Below are 22449 nucleotides of genomic sequence, written 5' to 3'. Positions count from 1 at the left end.
CTTCTCACTACGGCGGAAACTATCGCTTTGGGCTCGCGATGCTCGCCCTCTTGCATTACCAGACTACTTCAATACTTCTTTCAAGTAAGCAATCTTAGCAAAATCTTTTTGATTGTTATTTTCTGCACGGTAGGAATCTTTGGAAGAGGCTTGGTAGATTTTTAGGTATTGTTCAAGTGTCGGTAGGTAATAGCGAACACCTGCTGTTTCTAGTTCTTCCAAATCTTCTAGCTCTACACCAGCAAATTCAGGCAGTGAATGTAGGCCTCCGAATTCAACAGATAAGCCGTCTTTATGAAATTCATGTTCGTGACGGTCAACAAGGACATAACCAAGTTGATTCATCACGGCTATCAGCTCATCTGCACGGTAAATCCGTTCGTCATCTGGGGCTTCCCAGCCACGTGGATCACTTGGAACATGAATATCTACATCTCCTGCCTGCCAGTCCCTCCCTGTTCGCCTTTCTAAACCAACTGAGCCCATTAACAAGGGTGTGATTCCTAGCTTGTTTAACTGCTCTGCTATTTCCAAAAAGGCTTGAAACATTAGAGGTCCTCTTTTCTCAAAGGCTTGACGTCCTTGAGGAGTGGATGGTTTTTATCCGCCTCTGAAACTTCCGCTTCCTCTAGGTTTTCCCACTGGATGTCGAGACTAGGGTCAGCGTAGTTGACGAAGGCATACTTAGGCTTGAGTTCCAAAGCCCAGTAGTCATTAACCAAATAGCTGTAAGCCACGAAGTCTGACAAAACTTGGAAACCATTGGCTACGCCACGCGGAACGAAGATACCTTTTGAAGCATCGATAACGGTTTGGTAGGTGTTACCGAAGGTTTCGCCTTCACGAAGATCGACCCAAGTTCCTAAGACCTTACCACTGTCTGCAACGGAAATGTACTTGTCCCAAGGCTCTGCGTGAAGACCACGAAGAACGTTTTTGCGAGAGAAGGAAACATTATTTTGCAATTTTCCTTCTGCAAAGAAACTTTCAGGGAAGCCGAGCGGAAGCATTTTTTCCTTTTGGAAGTTCTCCTTAAACCAGCCACGGTTGTCGCCATGAACAGGAATGTCGAATTCTAACATTCCTGGAATAGCTTCAACTGAGCGAGCTGCTAGTGTTTTACCGAAAAAGTTTTCTGTCATTAGGCTTCTCCAATCAAACGGAGCAAGTATTGTCCGTATTCATTTTTCTTAAGTGGCTGTGCCAATTCATGCACTTGTTCTTTGGTGATGTAGCCCATGCGGTAGGCAATTTCTTCCAAGTTAGCCACTTGAACGTTTTGCAAGCGTTGAACCGTTTCGATGTACTGCGCCGCTTCCAAGAGGCTTTCATGCGTACCTGTATCCAACCAAGCGAATCCACGGCCCATAAGCTCAACAGACAAGTCGCCGCGTTCTAAGTAAGCCTTGTTGACATCTGTGATTTCCAACTCGCCACGAGGTGAAGGCTTGATATTTTTCGCAATTTCGACAACATCATTGTCATAGAAGTAAAGACCAGTAACAGCAAAATTCGATTTTGGCTCTTCAGGTTTTTCTTCGATAGAGATGGCATTCATATCAGCGTCAAACTCAACAACACCAAAGCGTTCTGGGTCTTTTACTTGGTAACCAAAGACAGTCGCTCCCTTTTCTTTGCTGGCTGCACGTTGCAACATCTTGGTCAATCCATTGCCGTGGTAGATGTTATCACCAAGAATCAAGGCTACATTGTCATCACCGATAAAATCTTCACCGATAATGAAGGCTTGCGCCAAACCATCTGGACTTGGTTGTTCGGCATAAGACAGACTAATACCAAGCTCTGAGCCATCTCCCAGCATATCCTTGAAACGAGGAAGATCCTGAGGAGTAGAAATGATCAAGATTTCTTTAATCCCAGCCAACATCAATGTTGACAATGGATAATAAATCATTGGTTTGTCATAGATAGGCATCAATTGTTTTGAAGCCGCACGTGTCAGAGGATAAAGGCGTGTACCTGAACCACCTGCTAGAATAATACCTTTCATATAAGAGTACCCTCCCTAAATTAATATCAGTTCATTATACCATATTTTTAAAGATATTGTCATAAAAAAAAAGCCTGTGACGACAGACTTTAACAAATTATCCTAGAGCAACATCCAAAATCATCATGATGATAAAACCAGCCATTAAGCCCAGAGTTGCAATATCCGTATTGCCGTTTGTCTGCGATTCTGGAATGAGCTCTTCTACGACGACAAAAATCATGGCTCCTGCCGCAAAGGAGAGGGCATAAGGTAAAATAGGTGTCATAAAGGTGACCGCAAAAGCCCCGATGACTGCTGCAATCGGCTCAACAATTGCTGACATTGATCCCCAGTAAAAAGCTTTCCACCTAGATGCGCCGTCTGTACGAATTGGAATAGCCAAGGCTGCCCCTTCAGGAATATTTTGTATACCAATCCCAATAGCAAGACCAATTGCGCCGATAAAAGCTGCTGGACTATAGTTAGAAGCAAGTGCACCAAATGTCACGCCGACCGCCAAACCTTCAGGAATATTGTGAATTGTAATAGCTAAGAAGAGCAGGGCTGTTTTGGATAGATTTTTTCTATCCTTCTCACCACCGCCTTCTGCCTTATCTTTATCATTTCCCAAATGCAAATGCGGAACCCAGGCATCTACCAAGCGTAAAAAAATACCACCTGCTGCAAAACCTACTGCTGCTGGTATCCAAGCCAGACTGCCATAAAAAGCTTCAGCGTATTCAATCGAGGGTGCTAGCAAAGACCAGAAAGAGGCCGCAATCATAACACCTGCCGCAAAGCCTAACATGGTATCCAGCAACCGACGACTAACAGTTTTAAAGAAAAAGACGATAGCCGAACCTAAAATGGTACAAAACCATGTAAACAAGCCACCTAATAAAGCCTGTATGACAACAGACTGTTCCGTAAACCAAGCCATTTCACATCTCCTTTTTAACCGCGCATAGTATGATAATTAGGATACCCTAACTACCCTAAAAAATCAAGAGAAAGACAGAAAAAAGCCACAACTTTTGTGACTTTTATAGGTGTCTAAACGGATTGGTTGAAACGGTTGAAGGCATAATGTCCACATCCCAGCCCTCTTCTGCTTTCCAAGTTTCCAGCAAATCTGCAATTTTCTTGATAAACAAGGATTCGATATGGTGGCCTGGGTCAATCGCCAGCAAGCCCTGAGTCAACATATCCTGACCTGTATGGTAGTAAATATCGCCTGTGATGTAAACATCTGCTCCCTTGGCAAGAGCCTCATGGTAGTAAGAACCACCACTGCCACCACAAATCGCCACACGACTGACATACTGATGAGCTTGGTGTCCATAGGTCACCAGACGGACAGCATCTAGACCAAAGACAGACTTGACTTTCAAAGCCAATTCTTCCAAAGTCTGCTCTGCTATTGTCCCCACACGGCCAAGCCCCTGCCCCTCGGCAGTTTCAATCAGATAGGTAGTATCCTGAATCTCCAGAAGGTCGCAGAACCAGTCGTTGAGACCACCCTCAACCACATCAATATCTGTATGACTGACATAGACTGCAATATCGTGCTTGATTAAATCAAGATACATTTTAGTTTGTGGATTGTCTGCCACCAAATCCTTTATGGGACGAAAAATCGGAGCGTGCTTGACGATAATCAAATCCACCTTTTTATCAATCGCCTCTGCCACTGTTGTCTCACGAATATCCAGAGCCACCATGACGCGTTGAATCTCTTTATTAAGGGTACCGACTTGCAGCCCTTTGACATCGCCTTCCATAGCTAAAGAAGGGGGACAAAAGGCTTGATAGCGCTCAATAACCTGACTAGCTAACATGGAGTACCTCCTGAATTTGTTGGATTTTTTGGGAAATGGCAAAGCGGTCACCTTGGCGTTCAGATGGAACTTGTTCCAAAGCAAAACTTAATTTTTCAAGTTCTCTTCTCCACTTTTTGACGAAAACTGGCGAAGCCTCCTCTAGTAGATAGGGACCAAAACGATGTTCAACTTCTGATAGTCTCATCTGTCCTGATTCTGCAACGAGGATTTCATATAACTTGCCATTTTCTTCCAGAATCTTTTCAGCAACCAATCTAAAACCATTTTTTTCCAACCATCGACGCACATCATCTTCACGATTATTTGGCTGGAGTATCAACCGTTCAATGGTCGCAAGCTTTTCTTTTCCTGCTTCTAAGATTTCTGCAATCAAGCGTCCTCCCATACCTGCTATGGTCACGGCAGTCATCTGATCAGACGTCTCAAACGCACCTAAGCCATTTGCTAAACGGACTAGAATTTTTTCTGTTTGTCCCGCCTGCTCTACATTCTGGAGCGCTGACTGATAGGGACCTTGAACGACTTCCCCTGCAATGGCAAAATCAATACGCCCCTGCTCTACCAAAAAAAGAGGGAGATAAGCATGGTCACTCCCTACATCAACTAGACGTGCCCCTTGTGGGACAAAACTTGCGACTGTTTCCAGCCTTTTAGATAATTTTGTTTCCATATCAATCTTTCCAGAGATCCATTGCATCAAGAAAGTCACTTGAAACAGTCACATTCTTAGGAGTCTGAATTTCTCTTTCTGCATTTTTCGCTTCTACTTGCGCAACTGTAGTAATTCCCTCGCGGCGCCAGTTTCGTAGAATAGCTTGGATGTATTTCCAATTTGTTTTGTTGTTAAAAACAGCTTCTTTCAAGGCTGCACGAACCAAATCAATCGAAGTTTTGTCATCCTCAATAGTCTTCTGCAAATCTTCGATTTCAAACGGCGATAAAAAGCGGCCCAATTCACGTTCAAAATCACCCACCAAGGTCTTCAAATCATTCTCTGGCTGCACAATCTCAACTGCCTGTTTTGTAGTTAACAGAGCATCCAATTTTTCAAAAGCAGGAAGCGCATCGAATATCATTTCAATTTCACCAGCAATACTGATTGTCTTAAATTCTAAGAGTCCAGCATCTTGGAGATTTTCAATAGCTTGATTGACCTGGGCAACTGTTTTACCAGTAGCTTGAGCAATCTCACTAGGTGCTAATGATTCGATAGCTGAAGAATTTTGATAAAAGAAAAACTGCCAAATCAAAAAATCATCTGCCGACGGAAAAAGCTCTTGATAGTGGAATAATATTGCTGCTGGCAGGACCAAATGTCCCTGACGAAATTGCTGTGAATAGTTCATACTTCCTCTTTAAAGACTAGCTGACTGGGCTGATTGTTCAAAGATATGCCAGTCGTATGGAGTTTCTTGATAGACAGCATAATTCACCCAGTTGGTAAAGAATTGTGCTGCTGGTAAATTCCAAGAGAGAGATGGTTTGCTTGTAGGGTCATCTTCTTTGAAATAATTTTCCGGTAAATGGGGATTTTTTCCAGCTATACAATCACGTTGGTATTCCTTAGCTAGTGTATCCCTATCATACTCTAAATGTCCAAAACTATAAATTTCTCTTAAATCCTTGCTGGCTAAAATGGATAGGCCAACTTCTGGACCTTGCGATAAAATCGTCAACCCACTCAGATGGGCAATATCTGCCTCCCTTACTTCCGTATAACGGGAGTGTGGTGAACGAAATTCATCGTCAAATCCACGCATAAGAGGGCTAGTTGGATTAGTCACCTCTTGACAATATACGCCTGATAGTTTTCGAGACATACTGTGTTTGGGTACACCATAGCGTGCATACAAACCTGCCTGTGCACCCCAACAAATGTGCAATGTTGAATAAACATGTGTTTTTGACCAATCAAAAACTTGAGTAAGTTCATGCCAGTAATCAACTTCCTCAAAAGGTAAGTTTTCAACTGGTGCTCCTGTCACGATGAGCCCATCAAAATAGCTATCCCTGACCTGCTCAAAAGTCTTATAAAACTGCTTCAAATGGTCCGAGTGTGTATTTTTGGACTCGTGACTAGCCATGTAGAGAAATTCAACCTCTAGCTGTAAAGGAGTGTTAGCCAAAAGACGGAGCAACTGAGTCTCCGTCACTATCTTCTGTGGCATGAGATTGAGAATAAGGATTTTGATAGGACGAATGTCCTGATGACTAGCTCGGTCACTATCCATCACAAAAATATTCTCTTTTCTCAAAATTTCAACTGCTGGTAATGATTTTTCAATTTTAATTGGCATAAGCAACCTCCCAATTTTCTTATATTTATTATAAGACAGGTTGCTATGCAATTCAATTAGAATAAAAATAGGACCAGTTATAAGTTTTAGCTATAACCTCAGATTAATAGTGCATCAAAACCTTGTAGTCGTAATCGCCGATTGCTTCGCGGCCTTTCAAATCATCTAGCTCAATCAAGAAGGCACAGCCAGCAACGATACCGCCAAGCTTTTCAATCATTTCGATCGTTGCTTTTACAGTACCACCAGTTGCCAACAAGTCATCGACAATCAAGACACGTTGTCCTGGTTTGATTGCGTCTGCATGCATCGTCAATGTGTCTACACCATATTCTTTTTCATAGTCAGCTGAGATAACCTCACGTGGTAACTTACCTGGCTTACGAACTGGTGCAAAACCGATTCCCAATTCAAAGGCAACTGGACATCCAACGATGAAACCACGCGCCTCTGGCCCAACAATCATATCGATTTGCTTATCTGTCGCATACTGAACGATTTCACGTACTGCATAGCTATAAGCATTTCCATCTGCCATCAAAGGGCTAATGTCACGGAATTCGATACCTTCTTTTGGATAGTTCGGAATTGTTGCGATGTAATCTTTTAAGTTCATTTGTCTCTCTCTTTTTAAAAATAATTTTTACTCTTCATTATACCATGAAATTGTTTTTTGGTACATTTCAGACCTATATCTTTAGCAAATCGTCTCCTCACATTCACCACACAAGCTGCCCTGCTATGTCCACCATAGGAAAAGCTTCCTTGCTGATTAAAGTAAGACTGCTCCCAGCCAACCTCATTTCTTCCTTTTTAGTAGTGGCGCAAGCGAGTAGGCGATAAATAGACTCCCATCTTTGAGCGTAGCAATTCTTTCCGAAAAACGGGATCCTGCGTGCCAACTGGAGCCATATCAAGTTGTCTATGGCGCTTATTATTAGCTCTGGCATAATTGAAGGAAGCCCCGTTTACCACGCCATTGACATGTGGTCGTTCTTCTAAAATCAAGGCAAATTGTCCATCTTGATTTAGGATAAATTCGCTGTGAAAATGAATCAAAATCTTCATATTGACTGGCAAGGTCTTCTGATTTTTCTTTCCGAACAGTTGTTTATTGTGTAGGCGGGCAGATTCTCGTAAGCGGTAAGACCACCGAGGTAGGCTACGTAAATAGGCTACTAGAGCCTGCCAGTCTGTTTTTCCTTTTCCAAACTGCTGACGTACCCAAAAAGCCTGCTGATAGGAAATAAGGTAGCGCAGCTGATGGACCTGTCTGTTTAACGGCCGTTTGACTTCTAATTCTCGAACTGGAAAAGCCTTATCAACTAGCTTAGCAAAGTACCGCCAAAACGGATGGTGTGGAGGACAATTCACATCCATCTTCTGCAAAAGTTCAGGTAATATCCCGTGACTTAATTCCTCAGGAAAATCTAACATATTCATACTTTGCTCCAATAAAGCCGTCGCTTTCTCTTGGCTTAAAGAGCGACTGTCAACTTTTATCAACTGATAAAAGCTAGTTGAGGCAAAAATAGTAGCTTCTTTTATGAAATTTTGAACAAATGCTGGGATGTCTTCTTGTTTTAGAGGCAACAGTTGTTTCAGGAAAACCTTTTTGATGGCTCTTTCTGACCATCCTACTTGCCGTAATTCAATCAATGCATGCTTTATTTCGGTTATCTGTTCAAGATTTTTCAACAGACTTTTTTGCCTGATAAACCTATAAGTGTAGAGAAGCGTTCCAATCACTCCAACAACAACCAGAGCTTCTACTGTCATCAAACGCGACCACATAGCCATTCATAAATTTCCTGAACGGTGCCAAGCGCCATCAACTCTTGTTGGATAACTGTTTCTTTCAATTCTTGATATATTTGACTTTCTGAAATCTCTCGCTTCTGCGCCTCTTTGTTGACCCGCATGACCCCATCCGTAATCGTGACGAATTCTAATTCTTGGAAAATCTGAATCATTTTGACCAAGAGACTGTCATTAATTTTTAAGTAACCAGCCAAATCTTTCAGTTTGTAGCGGACATCAAACTCATCAAATTGGTAAATAGTCTTATACAATTTAGCGAATTGTTCTCGGCTACCATAACCATCTAGATAGTACGGTTTGGCAATTTCATTTTTAAAATAAATAGCTTCAAATTCTCTTTCCTGAAAATAGCTACGCAGACTACTGAGGTCCTCAGGCAAGTTAGCCAAGACAATTGCTTTGTTATCTGCTACTGGATTTTCAATGTCCAAAATTGGGACTCCTGCGGGAATAGGATGTTGTTTTCCACGAATATTATAAAGTTGAACACCATTGACCCGAGCATCAACCAACATGAGCTGAAGACTGGTATTGCCATTCCATTGATTGACAGACAAGGTGACAGCTAGTTCTAAGCCCTTGGCCTGTGAAAATTCCAAGGCTAGATTGCCCTTACCAAAAGCAACCACATCAAATCCAGCAGCACCTTTAGTAATGCGTAGTTTCAAATGGGCATTATTCTGCCCCATGGTTCTTGCTGATTCCACCTGAAAGTCTCTGATGTAGAATACAGGCTTTTTATTATCCATGCCGTAAGGCGCAAACTTCTCGAAAGATTTTAGAGTATCTAGGGTTAATTCCTCTAAATCCAATTCTTCATCTAAGACCAGCGAAGACTTGCTGGATAAATCCAATTTATTTTCGATAATGTAGTCTGCCAAGGTTAGAGCAAGCTCTTCGAGTTTGTCAACTTCCAAGGTCATACCTGCTGCACCAGCATGGCCACCAAAGGCGATAAATAGGTCCTGATGATCTTTAAGGGCCTTGAAAATGTCAACCGCTTCAACAGAACGAGCCGAACCCTTTGCCTTACCATCTTCAATAGACAAGACGATAACAGGCTGGTGCAATTCTTCTAGTAGGCGTCCTGCTACAATCCCTAAAACACCTGGGTTCCAACCTTCTTTAGCCAGAACTTGAACAGGTCTATCTCGGCGCAACATGGTTTTTGCTTCATCATAAATAGCTTGGACAACATCTTTGCGTTCTACATTTTTACTATCAATCATGAGGGCAATCTCATGGGCCTCTTCGTCATCAAAACCAGTCAGTAATTCGATGGCTGGATTAGGATCATCAAGTCGACCAAGGGCATTCAGCCTCGGAGCAAGTTGGAAACCAACTGTTTCTTCATCAATACTGTCTATGTCAATACCAGCTATCTTTATCAACTCTTGCAAACCTGCTCGCTCAGTCTGTTTGAGAAGCGAGAGACCATATTTGACCATGACACGATTCTCATCGGTCAAGCTGACCATATCAGCGATGGTGCCAATTGCGACCAAATCCAGCAAGTCTGCATGAACCGTTTCAAGAAGGGCACAGGCCAATTTGAAAGCCACACCGCAACCTGCCAAATGTTTGAAGGGATAATTTCCCTCTGGATGCTCTGGATGTACAATCGCATAGGCATTGGGAAGAGTTTCCTGCATGGAATGGTGGTCTGTCACGACAACATCGACCCCCATTTCCTGGGCATAGGCAATCGCTTCATGACCCGCTACGCCATTGTCCACCGTCACAATAAGAGAAATCCCCTGCTGCTCTATAAAATACTTGTAAACTGACTGATTTGGCCCATAGCCATCTGTGAAACGGTTGGGAAGATAAACTTGGACTTCTGCCCCCATTTCCTCCAAAGTTTCTTTCAGAATAGATGCCGAGGTCATGCCGTCTGCGTCATAATCTCCATAAATCAAAATTTGTTCGTAATCTTCGATTGCTCGGCGAATCCGCTCTACCGCCTTGTCCATATCATGTAGTAAATAGGGATCGTGAAGGTCTTCTAAGCTTGGTTGTAAGAAAGTATGCAATTCTTCCGCCGAATGGATGCCACGTTCATACAGCAACTTAGCCGCTACCGGGTCTACTCCTTCTTTTTTAGCAATTTTGATAAATTGTTCATCAAAAAAACCGGTTAATAATTGCCAGTCATAATTGGGTTTTATCACGTGTTTCACTCCTTAATACTCAAAATCACAAGTAACCTGTAACTTTTCCGAGTATAAACTATCTTTCTATTATATCATTTTCCAAGAAAAATGGAGCAGAGGGAGGACTGAATTTAATCAATCAACCCTTGCTCCAACTATGCAAGATTATTTTTAAAGCAATGGAGAAATAATATTCATCAAGGCACCAGCTAATCGCTTGTACCACGGATATGTATTTTCAAAGCCGAGTAAAGTAATGCGTTGAGACTGGGCAAAGGAGTCTTCAAAGTCCTTGTGAATGTCTGCCAGAACTTGCTTATGGTTATAAACATAGAGGCCGCATTCAAAGTTGAGATAGAAGGATCGGAAGTCCATATTGACAGTACCAACGGTTGCCTTTTTGTCATCGACTAAGACTACCTTAGAATGCACAAATCCTAGTGTGAACTCGTAAATTTCAATGCCTGCTTCCAGATAAGTTCTGAAATCCGTCCGAGCGACCAAGTAGGCCGACTGCTTATCGTAGATATGAGGTAATAGTATCTTGACTCGTACACCGCGCTTGGCTGCATAGGTCAGATTGTCAATCATCTCATCGTCTAAGACTAGATAGGGAGTCATAATATAAATGTAGTCAGTTGCAGATTGAATCATATCCAGATAAACTCGTTTGGCTACTTCATCATTGTCAAAGGGACTTTCACCATAAGCTAGGAAATACCCCTCTCCTGCAACCGTATCTGATTCGGATTCCTTATGAGCTCGGAGATAGGCGAGGTCGTCATTTTCCTTTCGCTCGTCGAAATTCCACATTTGTAGGAACATATTGGTAAAGTTGGCAACAGCCTCGCCTTTGACCATAATGGCTGCGTCCTTCCAGTAACCAAATCGTTCTTTTTGATTGATGTACTCGTCTGCGATGTTGACCCCACCTGTGAAGGCAACTTTGCCGTCAATAACAGTAATTTTACGGTGGTCACGGTTGTTCTGAACGGTTGACAGGGCTGGGATAATTTGCGAAAAGACCTTGGCCTTAATACCATAAGAACGTAGGGTCTTGTAGTAATTATAGGGGAGCAAACTGAGGGAATTCATGCCGTCGTACAAAAACCGAACTTCCACTCCCTGCTCTGCTTTTTCCTTGAGAATGGTCAGGATAGACTCCCACATATAGCCAAAATCGACAATGAAATACTCCATAAAGATGTACTGCTCTGCCTTTTTCAACTCCTCTAAGAGTGCCTCAAACTTGGCCTCCCCCGACGGAAAATAAACCGCATCTGTATTGGTATGCAGAGGATAGCCGACGTACTCGCTCATGTAGTGAGCTAGTTTGAGCTGCTCCTTATCCTCTCCTGCCAAGCCCTTCATGACCTTTTCAGAGGTGTGTCCGTACTCCCGCATAACCGCTGCCTGTCGCTTAAAAGTTCGACGATAGCGTTGGGTTTCCAGGTTGGACTGGAGGATAAAGTAAAAGAGGGCACCAAAAATCGGAATACCAATGACAAAGATAATCCAAGTCAACTTAAAACTTGCGTTCATGGGCCGGTTAATGATGGAAATGGCTACGATTATAGAAAAAAGTTGTAATACCGTCAAGATAGCTGGGACATAGACTGCTAGTGAGCCAACTACCCAAAATATCGCAAAGACTGTCAATAATAAAAGGGCAAGAACTATAAAAACCCGACTATAAATAATTTTCCACAATTTTTTCATACTACACTCTCACGATGTTTTTTCCCATTATACCAGATTATAGTCAAATATCCTACTAATTATCGCAGTAGATTTCTCGCAGTTCTTACTTGAAAACAGCACCCCTATCTCCTACATCATAAAACACCGACATAGACCGGTGTTTTACTTATATATATTATCTGTCAAAATTTCTACGGTTTACCGTAACGTAAGCCCATAGCATTGATAGCGACAATAACCGTCGATAGACTCATGAGCACAGCCGCCAATAAAGGATCCACCATAATGCCCATGCTTGGATAGAGGATTCCAGCAGCTAAGGGAATGGCAATGATGTTGTAACCTGCCCCAAACCAGAGATTTTGCTTCATTTTGCGGATGGTTGTCTTGGCAATGCTCAACATATCCAAGACCGCTGATGGATTGGATTGAACCAAGACTACATCTGCAGAGTGAATGGCAACAGAAGTTCCTGCGCCAATGGCAAAGCCTAAATCTGCCGTCGCTAGAGCAGGCGAATCATTGACCCCATCGCCGATGAAAAGAACTGCCCCACGCGCCTGATAGTCCTTGACCAGTTTTGCCTTATCCTCTGGTTTAAGTTCAGCTCGGTAATCCTCTATGCCCAACTGACTGGCCACTTTTTGTGCGGTAGCTGGATTGTCACCCGTTAACATCACAGGACTAATACCCTGCGCTTTCAAGCCTGCTACAAAATCTTTAGCATCTTCTTTTATCTGGTCTCCCAAGGCTACAAATCCCAAGACCACATGATCAGTCACCAAAAAACTCACGGTTAGACCCAAATCAAGATAGGGAGCAATCACGTCCTGATCCACTGACAAACCTATTTCCTGCAGACCTTTGTAGGACATGATTTCATAAACCCTTCCATCCAAGACTCCTCGAATCCCACTACCAGGGATATTCTCAACCTGCTCTACTTGATAGGAATGTTGACCTGCCGCCTCCACTATGGAAAGGGCAATTGGGTGGGTTGAATGAACTTCTAGGGCTGCCATTTTGGCCAGCACATCCGCTCCCTCAACCAAATCTTGACTGTGGCGAACTTGAAATTTTCCGTCGGTCAAGGTTCCGGTCTTATCCATCAAGGCAAACCGAATCTGGTTAACCTGTTCAAGAGCTGTTCGGTTCTGAACCAAAAGACCATTTTTTGAAGAAATCGTGGTCAAACGCGCCACAACAAGAGGGATGGCTAAACCAAGGGCATGCGGACAGGCAATGACAAAAACAGAAACTGCCATCATCAAGGCAAAGGCAAGATTAGCCGTCATGGTCCAATAAATAAAGGCCAAAATCCCCACAATTAAAGCTGCATAGAAGAGCCAAGAGGCTACGCGGTCAGCCATATTTTCAAGCTTGGATTTCTGGTTTTGCGCTTGACGGACCATTTCGGTCACCTCCGCCAAAAAGCTGTCCTTACCAAGAGTGGTCACTTCCATTTCAAAGGGCGTGTTTTGATTGAGCGAACCACCGAATACTCTATCTCCTGCCTCTTTTTTGACAGCTCGAGATTCCCCAGTAATCATGGATTCATCAATATGAGCAACACTCAAAATCTTACCGTCAGCCGGAATTTTTTCATTTTCCTTGACTAGGAGGAAATCCCCAATCTGCAAGTCCTCTACCGCAACATCTGTCCCATCCTTGAGATGGGCTTTTTTCGGAATGAGAGAGGCCAAGTCTTTCAGGGCATCGCCTGCTCCCATAACCGCCTTCATCTCAATGATATGCCCAATCAGCATAATGACAATCAGCGTAGACAACTCAAACCAAAAGTTCATGCTTTCTTGTCCCAATAACGCTAAAATGGTCGCATAAACGGAGTAAAGATAGGAAACAATAATCCCCATGGAAATCAGGGTCATCATTGCCGGTTTTTTAGCTCGCAACTCCCCTCTAGCTCCGTTAAAGAAAGGTGTTCCTGAGTAGAAGAAGATAATAGAACCTAGTATCAGCTGGACAAGTTCAACACCCGGAAAACGTAAGAGAGTGAAACCTGCAATTGGAGAAATGGCCAGTAGGGGAATCATGACTGCCACTGCGACTTTGAGTTTTGTATTCATATCCCCCATGTGCATCATGTGCCCACCATGCTCCATCATGTCATGGTCATGCCCTTGGTGATGCTGATGAGCATCATGAGTATGATGAGAATGATGACTGACGTCAGAGCCCCCTACATGATGATGGTCGTGATGGACGTGATGGTCAGAATGATGATTGGCGTGAACCCCCTCTTCATGAGGATGCTCCTGCTGATGAGAATGATGGCTGGTCTGACCAACTTCCTCAGAATGCATCATATGTTGGTGTTCCTGCTTATTTTCTTTTGAATGGTTCATAAGATAACTCCTATTTCTGTCTACATTTGTAATCGATTTACAATTATAGTTTACACTTGTAGTCAAAAAATGTCAACCGATTAGATCAAAAAAACCTAGAATGGCATTAATCCATCTAGGTCATATTATGTGTTCACTTTTCTTTATTTCAAATTAAAGACCGTACTGGCCAAATAATCAGCCAGTCTCGGAAAAAGAGTATATAGCTTATGAGCAGCTGCTAGTGACCAAGGCAGATTGATGTCTCGTTTCTTCGTCCCCATAGCTGAAACAATTTTCTTGGCAACATAGTCTGGCTGGAGCAGAAAAGCCTTGACGCTCTCTTGATAGCTTCCATCCGGGTCAGCCTGATCGAAAAAGCTGGTTGCGATTGGACCTGGATTGACCGTAGTAACTGTCACACCATACTGGGCTAATTCCAAGCGAATGGTATTGGAAAAACCCATAGCTGCAAACTTGGTCGCCGAATAAACTGAGGACTTGCTTGAAGCAATCAAGCCTGACATGGAAATGATATTGATAATCTGCCCGCTCCGTCTGGCCTTCATTCGTTTACCTACTAAACGGCACATGGTCATCAGAGCAAAAGTATTGATGTCAAACATAGCCTGCACCTGCTGGCTGGAAAAATTCTCAAAAGCATCATAAATAGCATAGCCAGCATTATTGACTAAAATATCAATCTGACCAAACTGACTATCCAGTTCATCGAAAAATGCCGTCAGAGCTATTTCATCTCGGATGTCTACATCAAAGACAGCCTTTTTTTCATGGTAAGTATAGAGCTGCTCGATTTTCGCCACATCTCGCCCTAACAAAATCAAGAAATCATCTTTCAGCAATGGCACCATTTCCTGCACCAAGCCACCAGAGGCGCCTGTGATTAGAATGGTTCTCATAGCTCAATTTCCTCTAAATCCTTGACAATATGAACCCGCTCGAAAATAGTACTTGCATCTTTCCGTAGCTGACTAATATCTTTGGACAAAAAGCGTGGACTGATATGGTTGAGTAAGAGCTGTTTGACACCTGCATCCTTGGCAACCTGAGCGGCTTCCATATTGGTCGAATGCCCGTGCTTGCGAGCAATCTTCTCATCGCCTTTTCCGTAAGTCGCCTCATGCACCAGCACATCAGCATTGACAGCCAGACGGACACTAGCATAACACTTGCGCGTATCACCAAGAATGGTCACTACCTTACCAGGCCGAGGAGGAGAAATATAGTCACTCGCGATAATTTCAGTCCCATCTTCTAGCGTCACGTTTTGACCATTTTTGATTTTACCGAATAGGGGACCAAATGGTACACCTGCCGCGCGCAGAGCCTCTGCATCCAATGTCCCTTCCAAATCTTTCTGGATGACACGATAGCCGACACAAGGAATGGTATGGTCCAGCTTTTCAGCGAATACCGTGAATTTGTCCGTTTCTAGGACCTGACCTACCGTATCAACATCAAACTCATGAAAATGAATGCGATAAGGTAGGCGTGTCCCTGATACTTTAAGACTTGCCAAAACAAATGAACGAATGCCCACAGGACCGTAAATATCAATATCCGTCTGCTCCTCACTAGACTGGAAAGAACGGCTAGACAAAAAACCTGGCAGTCCAAAAATATGGTCTCCGTGCAGGTGAGTGATGAAGATTTTTGCGACCTTACGTGGACGAATAGTCGTTTCCAAAATTTGATTTTGAGTTCCTTCGCCACAGTCAAATAGCCAAATCTGATTGATTTCATCCAAGAGTTTCAAGGCCAAACTGGATACATTTCGAGCCTTGGAGGGCTGACCAGCCCCCGTACCTAAAAATTGAATTTGCATTGTTTACTTTCTAATGTTTTATATATAAAATTGCAGAGCGACCCGACCAGACATAGTAATGCTGACCAGCATAGCCGTCCGCCACTTCCAGCACTTCTTCCTGATTAAAGCCTGAAATCTTGACCAAACCTTTCGCTGTCGCCACTTGAGTCAAAAGGTAGTCTGTTTCAACTTCCTCTAACTCGGCGTCCTCAAAGGGATTGGCTTTCATGAAAATCTTGCCCTCCTCCACAAAGACGACATAGTGGGGAAAGACTTGGGCGATTTCAAAGAGCAAACTTCCTGTCACTTCCTCTAAACCTTCCGAAAAAACCTGGGCCAGACCGTCAGCCGACACATAGGCAAATCCGAAAGACTTACCAGATAAATTCAGGCGGACAAAGGGCTTGTCTTCAGCAAAGCTGGGTTCTTTTGGAAAAAGGCTCAGCTGCTGAGAAAGAGTCAGATAATAGTCTGTCGCCTCTTCTGCCCCTTGTTTCTGGTAGATTTCCGCAAAATAGGCATTGATAACTGAAGGCGGTGGCGTGATAAAGTCTAGTTTTTGTTGGTCAGTCAAATCGGCTAATTTCTTAGCCAGATAGACCTTGTCCAGACTAGTAAAGCCACCGTATTTCATTGCCAAATCAAGATAATCCGTCATAAAATTCTTCCAACTTCCATTTATTGCTGGAAGCGATATAGCCTGATACCACTTCCACATCCTCTTCGTAGGTCCGATTTTCAATCAGTGCAAGAGTTGCTAAATCGTGCAATTTATAAGATTCAGCAAGTGGAACCCTGACCTCAAATCGTTCAAACATGGTCTTAATCTTGGCCAAGACCATCATCTGAATATGGCCTTTGGCATTTTTATCCTTAGCGGACAGCATGACATGAGGGAACTGACTTGGAGTAAAGCTGTCATCGGTCTTATCCAGCTTGTTGTAAAGGGCCAGGCGAGGAATGTCCAGCATATCCAAGTCCTTGAGAATGTCTAAGACCACCTGTTCCTGCTCACTATGATTGGGGTCAGAGGCATCGATGACATGGAGCAAGAGGTCCACGTTCATGGACTCTTCCAAGGTGGACTTGAAGGCAGAAATCAACTCGGTCGGCAGATCCTGAATGAAACCAACCGTATCGGTCAAGGTCACGTTGAACTTGTCCGCCAAGTTAATCTGCTTGGTCGTGGCATCCAGTGTGGCAAAGAGTTCGTCCGCCTCATACTGCCGCTTGTCGGTCATGGCATTCATAATCGTGGACTTGCCAGCGTTGGTATAGCCAATCAAGCCGATTTTGAAGACGCCTGATTGCAGGCGGCGTTCACGGACAGTCGCCCGATTTTTCTCCACTGTTTTGAGTTGGCGCTCAATGTCGTGAATCTGGTTGCGGATGCTTCGGCGGTTGAGCTCCAACTGGCTCTCACCCGGTCCACGAGAGCCGATACCACCTGCCTGACGGCTGAGCATGATGCCCTGTCCAACCAAGCGTGGCAACATGTACTTGAGCTGGGCTAGGTGGACCTGCAGTTTTCCTTCGTGGCTTCGAGCCCGCATAGCAAAAATATCCAAAATCAACTGCATACGGTCGATGACTTTAACACCTAAAATCTCTTCCAGATTAACATTCTGACGAGGTGTCAGTCGGTTATTGACGATGACTGTATCAATCTCGTCAGCTTCAACCATCTGGGCAATTTCTTCTAGTTTCCCTGATCCGACAAAGGTCTTACTGTCGTATTTTTCACGTTTTTGAGTGTAGACTTCCTTGACCAGAGCGCCAGCCGTCTTAGCAAGACTTGCCAACTCCTCCATGGACATGTCAAAATTATCTGTCTGCGGTAATTCCACTCCAACCAGGAGGGCGCGTTCTTGTTCTTTCTGCGTTTCAATCATTTAAAAATTCCTCCACGGCGGTGAAAATCTGCGACTTGTAATCTGGCTCGCCTACTGAATAAAAGGGGACCTGCATGCGATTTCTGAACCAGGTCAATTGGCGTTTGGCAAAGCGGCGGCTATTTTGCTTGACCTTATCAACCGCTTCTTCTAGCGAAAGCTCACCTGCAAAATAAGGGAAAAACTCCTTGTAGCCAATTCCCATAGCAGCTTGGGCTTCTGGGTGTTCTTGGTAGAGCCAGCTAACTTCATCTAGTAAGCCCGCCGCCATCATCTTATCCACTCGCTGATTGATGCGGTCGTAAAGAACCTGTCTGTCATCCGTCAGGCAGATGTAAAGAGGCACATATTCTGACTCTGTATTTTCTAAGTTTTTACCAAATTTTTTCAACTCTAACCCACGAATGATTCTCCGTCGGCTGTTTCCCTCGACCATCAAACCTGCCTGCTCTGCCATTGTTTCCAAATCCTCGTCAGACAAGCAATCGAGTTCCGCCCGATAAGCAAGAACTTGCTCCTGGTCAACCAGCCCGCCCAGATGGTAGCCTTCAAGCAGGCTCTGAATGTAAAGCCCCGTACCTCCAACGATAAGGGGCAACTTGCCACGACTAGTAATGTCTGCAATTAAGGCCTTGGCTTCTGCTACAAATTCATAAGCCGAATAGCCCTCGGTCACATCTCGGACATCAATCAAGTGATGAACCGCAGCAGCCTGCTCTTTAGGACTAGCTTTTGCCGTGCCAATATCAAGTTTGCGATAGACTTGCTGGCTATCACCGCTAATAATTTCTCCATTGTAGCGCTGGGCCAAGTCTATGCCAAGGGCAGTTTTTCCTACCGCTGTCGGTCCAATGACCACAATAACTTTAGTTTTCATCTTTTTCCTTGAAAATATTTTGTTTTTTCGCTAAAATCTATTATAACACAAGTAAAGGAGAAATAACTATGGCTAAAGGTTTTGGTAAAGGTTTCTTGACAGGTGTTCTTTCTACAGTTGCTCTTGCAGCAGGCGCAGTCTTCACTGTTCACAAAACAATCATTGAACCAGAAGAAAAGAAAGAAGCCTTCATTGAGGAAAATCGTAAAAAAGCTGCTCGTAAACGTGTGGCACATTAAAAAGCTGGCAAATGTCTAGCTTTTTTTGTTTGACAAAAAATCCCTTAGAAGCTCTGCCATTTTCACAGAAAAATGCCAGCCTTCTTAAGGGATTATACTTTATAAGATAATATCTTCTCTTTCAATGAGAACAATAGTCCACATCATGGCAAGTGTGACGATAGCCAGAGCAAGAATCAATGGCATCCAGTTTCCGAAGATTGGATAGCTATAACCGAGAAGGCCTGGTCCAAATGCTGCAATGAGATAGCCACCTGTCTGCACCATTCCTGATAACTGGGCAGTAGCCTGGCTGTTGCTTGTTTTCAAAGTAAAGCTCAACATCATATAAGGGAAGAGGGCTGCATTTGAAAAACTTAAAATAATGTGAAGCGCTGACCAAAGAATGAGATTGGTCGGAATCAATACCATCATGACCAAACCAAGCAAGGTAACAGATGAAATAGCCAGCATGATATTTCGACGCATTTCTTTTGTCTGACGGGAAAGAACAGCTGGGATAATCATAGACATGGGAATAGCTGTCATATTGAAAAAGCCAGCCATTAGCCCTGCTTCTGCCTTACTAAAGCCAACTGATTGAGAAATAGTTGGCAACCAGGTAATCTCTGTATAGTAGAGGACTGATTGTAGTCCACCAAATATCAAAAAGGCAATCGCTGCTTTATTTTTCCAGATAGATGATTTCTGGTTTCCTTGGTTCTCACTTGCAAATCGATGGTTATTTCTTACATTAGGCAACCAGATTAGGAAAGCCATAAACACCAATCCTGTAATTAATAGAATAAAAAATTCCCAAGAACTAGAGGATACAATTGGAACAGCAATCATGGATGCAACTGTTGCCGCCACCCCCATGAGAGTGATATAAATCGTCGTATACAGACCAATTTTCTTTGGAAAATTAGCCGCAACCAAACTTGGTAGCAAAACATTAATAAACGCTATTGTAGCACCAACAAGCATTGTACCAATGTAAAGGGCTGGTAAGTTGAGAACTCGCATTCCTGAACCCAGTACCATAACCAGTAAGACTAGGGCCATTAGTTTTTCCATGCCAAACTTAGCCGCAAGACGCGGTGCTAAGGATGAACAGAGGGCAAACATGATGAGCGGAATAGAGGTTAAAATTCCTAATGAACTCACTTCTACTCCCAGTCCTGCTGCCACATCTGTCAAAATAGCAGGCAAAGCTGTAAAGGGGGCACGCATCACGACCCCTAGCATGACGATTCCTGCAATTATAAAGGGTGATTGTTTTTTCATTTTTCTCCTAAGTCTCCTAATGTTCGGATTTCAGCACTTTCGATTATACCATAGTTGACAAATGATAGAAAGTTATTTCCGTCTATTTTTTCTAGTTATAGTTTTTAACTATGGATTTGCCATGAAAATAACTATTTTTCAAATGATAGCTTATGAGTTAGAATAGGTTCATCACTAAAACGAAAGAAAGAGAGATACATATATGACAACTTCAAGATTCCAATTAGTCGGTTCACTTCTTCGACCAGCAAACTTAGGAGAATTTAAACGACAAATCGAAGCTCGTGAAGACATCAAATACCCATTCTATGATGACTTCGATGGTTACAAAGAAACTGAAGCTTTACTCATCCAAAAAATTGTTGCAGAACAAAAAGAAAACGGTTTGGATATTGTGACAGATGGAGAATTTGGTCGTTCAATGTGGCACCTAGATTTTCTCTGGGGCTTCGATGGTATCGAGCGTTACATTGCTGAGCATGGTTATCCATTTAAAGACCATGATGGACAGATTTTTGAAACACGTAAGGATATTGGATTGCGTATTACTGCTCCACTTTCTGCAAAAAATCACCATTTCATTGATATTTTTAAACAAGTGAAAGAATTAGCAGGAGAAACTGTAACCAAACAGACTATTTTCGGTCCAGCCCATGCCTTTAATGAATTGACAATTTTCAATGGTCAAGTTGGACCAAATCAGGTCTACAAGACTCGTGATGAATTAAAAGCCGGACTCATCGCTGCCTATAAGGAATTTTTAGACCAGTACAAGGAAGCTGGTGGACAAATCGTTCAATTTGATGACTGCCTTTGGGAATTATTCGACCCTGCTAACCCTGTACCTTTCTTGCCACAAGACGATTCTGAAGCATTGGCTGCTTTGGCTGACGAGTTTGTTGCTATCAATAATGCTGTTATTGATTACGGACATGAAATTGGCTTGACCGTCTGGACGCACAACTGCCGTGGTAACTATGAAAGCCGCTCTGCAGCTGGCGGAACTTACGAAGCTATTGCTGAAAAATTCCTGCGTGACCAAAAATACGATCGATTCTTCCTTGAGTGGGATGATGAACGTGCAGGTGATTTAAAAGCTTTGGAAAGCCTGCGTGACAAGAATGTCGAAGTCGTTCTTGGTCTACTTTCAAGTAAAACTTCTGATTTGGATGATGAAGAACGTGTTTACAAATTACTCGAGGAAGCAAGCAAGATTATTCCAAAAGAGCGTCTCTACTTGTCACATCAATGTGGATTCGCTTCATGTGATTCAGGTAATGAATTGGCCATCCCGCAACAGTGGGCAAAGATTAAACAAGGTCAAGAAATTGCAGAGAAGTTTTGGTCTTAAGCCACTTCTTGCTATTCGTGCATAAAAGCCCCGCCATTTGGCAGGGCTTTTATTTGTTTGTTAATCAATCCTAATATAGCAAAGGCGCCAACAGTAAAATCACAAGTAAGGCTAACAAATGCCCAACTGTCACTAGGATAAATGAATACTTGAGTCCACGTTTCATACTTAATTTCGATAGATTGTGGAAGGTAATCATCACACCAGACTGAGGCACAACTGTCAAGATAGCTGATGCAACAACTACTACACGATGCAGCAACTCTGGATTAATCCCCATTTCTAAATAGGCAGGAAGGAAATTACTTGAAGCAATACCTACTGCACCAGAAGAGGAACCGATAATACCACTAACCAATGCTGTCGAAACAGGTAAACTAATCAGCGGCGATCCTGGTATTTGTTGAATCCATTCTTGAATGACTGCAAAAACTGCTGACAAGGTTAACACCGTCCCAAATGCTACTGTACTAGAAGTTGCAAAAGCAGGCACTATAGATGCTGTTGTCGCAGCATTCAAAATTTCTTTTTGATTTATGTGACTTTTAATCCGTCACGCTCCGTAAGGTGCGTGACAAATAAACCACCCGCTATGCGGGTGCGCGACGAAGGTTATACCAAAAAAAACTCCAAACGCGATACAATAAAGGTGTTCAAGCCTATTGTAAAGCGAAAGGAGAAAAGTATGGCGCAAAAGGCACATGATTTATCACATACAAAGTGGCTGTGTTCTACCACATTGTCTTCACACCTAAGTATAGACGAAAAATCATCTATAATCAATATCGAAGTAGTCTTGGAGAGATATTTCGACGATTGTGTAGTTATAAAGGTGTTGAAATTAT

The 22449-nt window shown here is 43.1% G+C and carries 22 protein-coding genes and 1 pseudogene; 3 read left to right on the top strand and 20 right to left on the bottom strand.

Annotated elements, in window-relative coordinates; genetic code table 11:
* Positions 1–63: 63 nt before the first annotated feature.
* The 18 genes from SST111_RS02675 to miaA form a co-directional block, all read right to left on the bottom strand.
* Positions 64–549, bottom strand: coding sequence for a phosphoribosylanthranilate isomerase (locus SST111_RS02675; RefSeq protein ID WP_099809931.1), 486 nt, complete (start codon positions 547–549; stop codon positions 64–66).
* Positions 549–1142: a dTDP-4-dehydrorhamnose 3,5-epimerase family protein gene (locus SST111_RS02670; protein WP_099809930.1), complete on the bottom strand. Its 594-nt coding sequence runs from the start codon at positions 1140–1142 to the stop codon at positions 549–551. The genes SST111_RS02675 and SST111_RS02670 overlap by 1 nt, the downstream gene beginning before the upstream one ends.
* Entirely contained in the window at positions 1142–2011 is an 870-nt protein-coding gene (gene rfbA, locus SST111_RS02665; protein ID WP_029176634.1) for a glucose-1-phosphate thymidylyltransferase RfbA, read from the bottom strand. The genes SST111_RS02670 and rfbA overlap by 1 nt, the downstream gene beginning before the upstream one ends.
* A gap of 97 nt (positions 2012–2108) precedes the next feature.
* On the bottom strand, positions 2109–2933 hold the full coding sequence (locus SST111_RS02660) for a ZIP family metal transporter (RefSeq protein ID WP_099809929.1): 825 nt from the start codon (positions 2931–2933) through the stop codon (positions 2109–2111).
* A gap of 103 nt (positions 2934–3036) precedes the next feature.
* Positions 3037–3831: a Nif3-like dinuclear metal center hexameric protein gene (locus tag SST111_RS02655; protein ID WP_099809928.1), complete on the bottom strand. Its 795-nt coding sequence runs from the start codon at positions 3829–3831 to the stop codon at positions 3037–3039.
* A complete protein-coding gene (locus SST111_RS02650; RefSeq protein WP_024411835.1) occupies positions 3821–4504 on the bottom strand; it encodes a tRNA (adenine(22)-N(1))-methyltransferase in 684 nt (227 codons plus the stop codon). Before SST111_RS02650 ends, SST111_RS02655 begins: the two co-directional genes overlap by 11 nt.
* 1 nt (position 4505) lies before the next feature.
* On the bottom strand, positions 4506–5180 hold the full coding sequence (locus SST111_RS02645; protein ID WP_099809927.1) for a DnaD domain-containing protein: 675 nt from the start codon (positions 5178–5180) through the stop codon (positions 4506–4508).
* A gap of 9 nt (positions 5181–5189) precedes the next feature.
* Positions 5190–6131, bottom strand: a complete 942-nt coding sequence (gene metA, locus SST111_RS02640) for a homoserine O-acetyltransferase MetA (RefSeq protein ID WP_044688987.1) — start codon at positions 6129–6131, stop codon at positions 5190–5192.
* Between the two features lie 103 nt (positions 6132–6234).
* A complete protein-coding gene (locus tag SST111_RS02635) occupies positions 6235–6747 on the bottom strand; it encodes an adenine phosphoribosyltransferase (protein WP_002937136.1) in 513 nt (170 codons plus the stop codon).
* 197 nt (positions 6748–6944) lie between these two features.
* A complete protein-coding gene (locus SST111_RS02630; RefSeq protein ID WP_099809926.1) occupies positions 6945–7931 on the bottom strand; it encodes a DUF3114 domain-containing protein in 987 nt (328 codons plus the stop codon).
* The gene (gene recJ, locus SST111_RS02625) at positions 7910–10123 is read right to left on the bottom strand and encodes a single-stranded-DNA-specific exonuclease RecJ (protein ID WP_099809925.1); all 2214 of its coding nucleotides are present in this window, start codon (positions 10121–10123) and stop codon (positions 7910–7912) included. Before recJ ends, SST111_RS02630 begins: the two co-directional genes overlap by 22 nt.
* Positions 10124–10276: 153 nt before the next feature.
* Positions 10277–11824: a cardiolipin synthase gene (gene cls, locus SST111_RS02620; RefSeq protein ID WP_024418469.1), complete on the bottom strand. Its 1548-nt coding sequence runs from the start codon at positions 11822–11824 to the stop codon at positions 10277–10279.
* A gap of 173 nt (positions 11825–11997) precedes the next feature.
* Positions 11998–14172 (bottom strand): copper-translocating P-type ATPase, encoded by a 2175-nt coding sequence (locus tag SST111_RS02615; protein ID WP_099809924.1) that lies wholly within the window; start codon positions 14170–14172, stop codon positions 11998–12000.
* A gap of 143 nt (positions 14173–14315) precedes the next feature.
* Positions 14316–15071, bottom strand: a complete 756-nt coding sequence (locus tag SST111_RS02610; RefSeq protein WP_099809923.1) for an SDR family NAD(P)-dependent oxidoreductase — start codon at positions 15069–15071, stop codon at positions 14316–14318.
* A complete protein-coding gene (gene rnz, locus SST111_RS02605) occupies positions 15068–15997 on the bottom strand; it encodes a ribonuclease Z (RefSeq protein ID WP_099809922.1) in 930 nt (309 codons plus the stop codon). The genes SST111_RS02610 and rnz overlap by 4 nt, the downstream gene beginning before the upstream one ends.
* 10 nt (positions 15998–16007) lie before the next feature.
* Complete coding sequence (locus SST111_RS02600) at positions 16008–16637, bottom strand: cystathionine beta-lyase (RefSeq protein WP_099809921.1); 630 nt, start codon at positions 16635–16637, stop codon at positions 16008–16010.
* Positions 16621–17871, bottom strand: coding sequence for a GTPase HflX (gene hflX, locus SST111_RS02595; RefSeq protein WP_099809920.1), 1251 nt, complete (start codon positions 17869–17871; stop codon positions 16621–16623). Before hflX ends, SST111_RS02600 begins: the two co-directional genes overlap by 17 nt.
* Positions 17864–18748 carry a tRNA (adenosine(37)-N6)-dimethylallyltransferase MiaA gene (gene miaA, locus SST111_RS02590; RefSeq protein ID WP_099809919.1) on the bottom strand — a complete coding sequence of 295 codons (885 nt, stop codon included), beginning with the start codon at positions 18746–18748 and terminating at the stop codon, positions 17864–17866. The genes hflX and miaA overlap by 8 nt, the downstream gene beginning before the upstream one ends.
* Before the next feature lie 68 nt (positions 18749–18816).
* Here miaA and SST111_RS02585 point away from each other — a divergent pair, with 68 nt between their 5' ends.
* Complete coding sequence (locus tag SST111_RS02585) at positions 18817–18987, top strand: DUF3042 family protein (protein WP_012775205.1); 171 nt, start codon at positions 18817–18819, stop codon at positions 18985–18987.
* Between the two features lie 99 nt (positions 18988–19086).
* On the opposite strand, the gene SST111_RS02580 is transcribed toward SST111_RS02585, so the two are convergent.
* Positions 19087–20253, bottom strand: coding sequence for an MFS transporter (locus SST111_RS02580; RefSeq protein WP_074392745.1), 1167 nt, complete (start codon positions 20251–20253; stop codon positions 19087–19089).
* Between the two features lie 202 nt (positions 20254–20455).
* Here SST111_RS02580 and SST111_RS02575 point away from each other — a divergent pair, with 202 nt between their 5' ends.
* Entirely contained in the window at positions 20456–21604 is a 1149-nt protein-coding gene (locus SST111_RS02575; protein ID WP_099809918.1) for a cobalamin-independent methionine synthase II family protein, read from the top strand.
* 70 nt (positions 21605–21674) lie between these two features.
* Here SST111_RS02575 and SST111_RS02570 read toward each other — a convergent pair whose 3' ends face one another.
* Positions 21675–22097, bottom strand: coding sequence for a hypothetical protein (locus SST111_RS02570; RefSeq protein WP_257211355.1), 423 nt, complete (start codon positions 22095–22097; stop codon positions 21675–21677).
* Between the two features lie 192 nt (positions 22098–22289).
* Here SST111_RS02570 and SST111_RS02565 point away from each other — a divergent pair.
* Positions 22290–22449: pseudogene (locus tag SST111_RS02565) on the top strand (transposase); the annotation flags it as partial.

Source organism: Streptococcus suis YS161 (genome assembly GCF_002760245.1).
In the GTDB taxonomy this organism is placed as follows: Bacteria; Bacillota; Bacilli; order Lactobacillales; family Streptococcaceae; genus Streptococcus; species Streptococcus suis_I.
The sequence above is the reverse complement of the archived record's forward strand: the minus strand, read 5'-3'. Positions and strand labels throughout refer to the sequence as shown.